Consider the following 3,281-nt stretch of genomic DNA (forward strand, 5'->3'; position numbering starts at 1 on the left):
GTTCGAACCGGGTGGCCACCTCTTTCTGTGCGTCTCGTGCTACGACGTCGCCGTCGTCGCGCCCGCGGACTCCAGGTCCAGCAGCCACAGCGTCCGTGCCTGCCCGACGGCGCCCGCGGCGGGCACCTCCGTGACCGGGTCGCCGGCCAGGGCTGCCGCAACGCGGTCCGCCTTCTCGGCGCCCGCCGCCACGACCCACACCTCGCGGGCGGACCGGATCGCGTCGAACGTCAGCGAGACCCGCTCCGGCGGAGGCTTGGGCGAGCCGTGCACGCCCGTGGTGGTGCCCTGCGCGTCCAGTCCCTCGTGGCCGGGGAACAGGGACGCGACGTGCCCGTCCGGGCCCATGCCGAGCAGCAGGACGTCGAACGCCGGGACGCCGCCCGCCTCGCCCTGCGCGTGCTCGGCCAGCAGTGCCGCGTAGGCCGCCGCGCCCTCCTCGGGCGTGGCGACCGACGTCGGCCCCGGCATCGGGTGGACGTTGGCCTCGGGGAGCCCGTGCTCGGCGACGAGGCCGTCGAGCAGGGCCTCCCGGGCCTGCGTCTCGTTGCGGTCGGGGTCGCCGTCCGGCAGGAACCGCTCGTCGCCCCACCACAGGTGCACGTTCGACCAGTCGATCGCCGGCACGAGCGGGCTCGCGGCCACGGCCGCGAGCGACGCGATGCCGACCGTCCCGCCCGTGAGCACCACGTGCACGGGAGAGCGGACCGACTGCACGTCCAGGACGCGCGTCAGCAGACGCGCGGCGGTCGCCTGCGCGAGCACCTCCTTGTCGGGGTGCACGACGACGAGCCGCACCCCGGACGACTCGGGCATCAGGCCGCCGTCCGGTTGGTGACGTGCCCCAGACCCCGCGTGAGGACCTCCTCGAAGACCTCGTCCGGGTCGAGCCGGCGCAGCTCCTCGATCAGGGCCTCGTTGAGCGCGCGGATCGGCAGGGCGATCCGGCGTGCGGGCTTGCCCGGCTGGGTGATCGTGACGGTGCGGCCGTCCGGGCGGTCGAGCACGATGGGGCCGCTCTTGCGCTCCAGGACCACGCGGGTGATCGCGTCGTCGCTGGCGGTGCGCACCACCTCGGCCGGGCAGTTCAGCCGGGCGCCGAGCCAGGCCGCGAGCAGGTCGAGCGACGTGTGCCGCTTCTGCCCCTCGACCGTCACGGACAGCACGGGCTCGAACGGCGGCTGCTCCACGGCGGCCGCGATGAGCGCCCGCCACAGGGTGACGCGCGCCCATGCGAGGTCGGTGTCCCCGGGGGCGTACGTCCCGGCGAGGTTGCCGAGCATGTCCTGCGGGTGCTTGGCCGTGGTGCTGTCGATGATCCGGCGGGTCGCCATGGCGCCCACCGGGTCCTGCGACGGCACCGCGGGCGCCTCACGCGGCCACCAGGCCACGATCGGCGCGTCGGGCAGCAGGAGCGGCATCACCAGCGTGTCGGTCCGCTCCAGGAGCGGGCCGAAGGCGCGCAGCACCACCACCTCGGAGGCGCCGGCGTCACCGCCCACGCGGATCTGCGCGTCGAGCCGGGCGTCCGCACCGCGCGTCGCCGGGGCGACGACGATGACCCGGCACGGGTGCTCACGGCTCGCGTCGTTGGCGGCCTCGACCGACTCCTCGACGTCGCGCTCGTCGGCCAGCACCACGAGGGTCAGCACGCGGCCCAGGGCCACCGCACCGCCCTCGTCGCGCAGGCGCACCAGGCGCTTGTTGAGGTCGTTGGTCGTCGTGTCCGGCATGTCGATGATCACGGTCGCCTCCAGGTCCTGCCGTCGCGCTCCATCATGGCGTCGGCCGACGGCGGACCCCAGGTGCCGGACGCGTACGGCTCCGGCTGGCCCTTGCGTGCCCAGTAGGACGTGATCGGGTCGAGGATCTTCCAGGAGAGCTCGACCTCCTCACGCGTCGGGAACAGCGGCGGGTCGCCGAGCAGCACGTCGAGGATGAGCCGCTCGTAGGCCTCGGGGGAGGACTCGGTGAACGAGTGCCCGTACCCGAAGTCCATCGTCACGTCGCGCACCTGCATGGCCGTGCCCGGCACCTTGGCGCCGAACCGCATGGTGACGCCCTCGTCGGGCTGCACGCGGATGACCAGGGCGTTGTTGCCGAGCTCGGACGTCAGCGACGTCTCGAACGGGAGGTGCGGGGCCTTCTTGAAGACCACGGCCACCTCGGTGACGCGGCGGCCCAGGCGCTTGCCGTGCCGCAGGTAGAACGGGACGCCCGCCCAGCGGCGGTTGTCGACGTCGACCCGGATCGCGGCGAAGGTCTCCGTGGTGGAGTCCTTCGCGATGCCGTCCTCCTCCAGGAAGCCCGGCACCTCCTCGCCACCCTGCCAGCCGGCCTCGTACTGCCCGCGGGCGGTGTGCTTGCCGAGGTCACGCGGCAGGCGCACGGACGAGAGCACCTTGATCTTCTCGGCGCGCAGCTCGGCGGCGTCGAAGTTGCGGGGCTCCTCCATGGCCACCAGGGCCAGGAGCTGGATCAGGTGGTTCTGGATGACGTCGCGCGCGGCGCCGATCCCGTCGTAGTAGCCCGCACGGCCGCCGATGCCGATGTCCTCGGCCATCGTGATCTGCACGTGGTCCACGTAGTTCGAGTTCCACAGGGGCTCGAACATCGTGTTCGCGAAGCGCAGCGCCAGCAGGTTCTGGACGGTCTCCTTGCCCAGGTAGTGGTCGATGCGGAACACCGACTCCGGGTCGAAGACCTTCGAGACCACCGCGTCGAGCTCCTTGGCGCTGGCCAGGTCGTGCCCGAACGGCTTCTCGATGACCACACGCCGCCAGGCGTGCACGCCGTCGCCGTCCGCGTCCTTGTCCGGGTGCGACAGCCCGTGCTTGGAGAGCTGCTCGCAGACCACGGGGAACGCCGACGGCGGCACCGACAGGTAGAACGCGTGGTTGCCGCCCGTGCCGCGCTCCTTGTCGAGCGTCTCGACGGTCTCGCGCAGCCGCTCGAACGCGTCGTCGTCGTCGAAGGAACCCTGGACGAACCGGATGCCCTCGGCGAGCTGGCGCCACGTGGCCTCCCGGAAGGGAGTCCGCGCGTGCTCCTTGACGGCGTCGTGCACCACCTGCGCGAAGTCCTGGTCCTCCCAGTCGCGCCGCGCGAAGCCCGTCAGGGCGAAGCCCGGCGGCAGGAGGCCGCGGTTGGCGAGGTCGTAGACGGCGGGCATGAGCTTCTTGCGCGACAGGTCACCCGTCACGCCGAAGATCACGAGCCCGCTGGGCCCCGCGATGCGGGGCAGTCGCAGATCGAGAGGGTCGCGCAGGGGGTTGACCCCC

The 3,281-nt window shown here is 72.7% G+C and carries 3 protein-coding genes; all 3 read right to left on the reverse strand.

Annotation, left to right across the window (positions count from 1 at the left end):
- Positions 1-39 precede the first annotated feature (39 nt).
- The gene (pgl, locus tag ACFWEJ_RS28070; RefSeq protein WP_377232450.1) at positions 40-816 is read right to left on the reverse strand and encodes a 6-phosphogluconolactonase; all 777 of its coding nucleotides are present in this window, start codon (positions 814-816) and stop codon (positions 40-42) included.
- The gene (gene opcA, locus ACFWEJ_RS28075; RefSeq protein WP_377232451.1) at positions 816-1,745 is read right to left on the reverse strand and encodes a glucose-6-phosphate dehydrogenase assembly protein OpcA; all 930 of its coding nucleotides are present in this window, start codon (positions 1,743-1,745) and stop codon (positions 816-818) included. Before opcA ends, pgl begins: the two co-directional genes overlap by 1 nt.
- Positions 1,742-3,281 (reverse strand): glucose-6-phosphate dehydrogenase (gene zwf / locus ACFWEJ_RS28080; protein ID WP_377232452.1); only part of this gene is annotated, 1,540 nt, incomplete at its 5' end. The genes opcA and zwf, both read right to left, overlap by 4 nt.

This window comes from Promicromonospora sp. NPDC060204 (assembly GCF_042728455.1).
GTDB lineage: Bacteria > Actinomycetota > Actinomycetes > Actinomycetales > Cellulomonadaceae > Promicromonospora.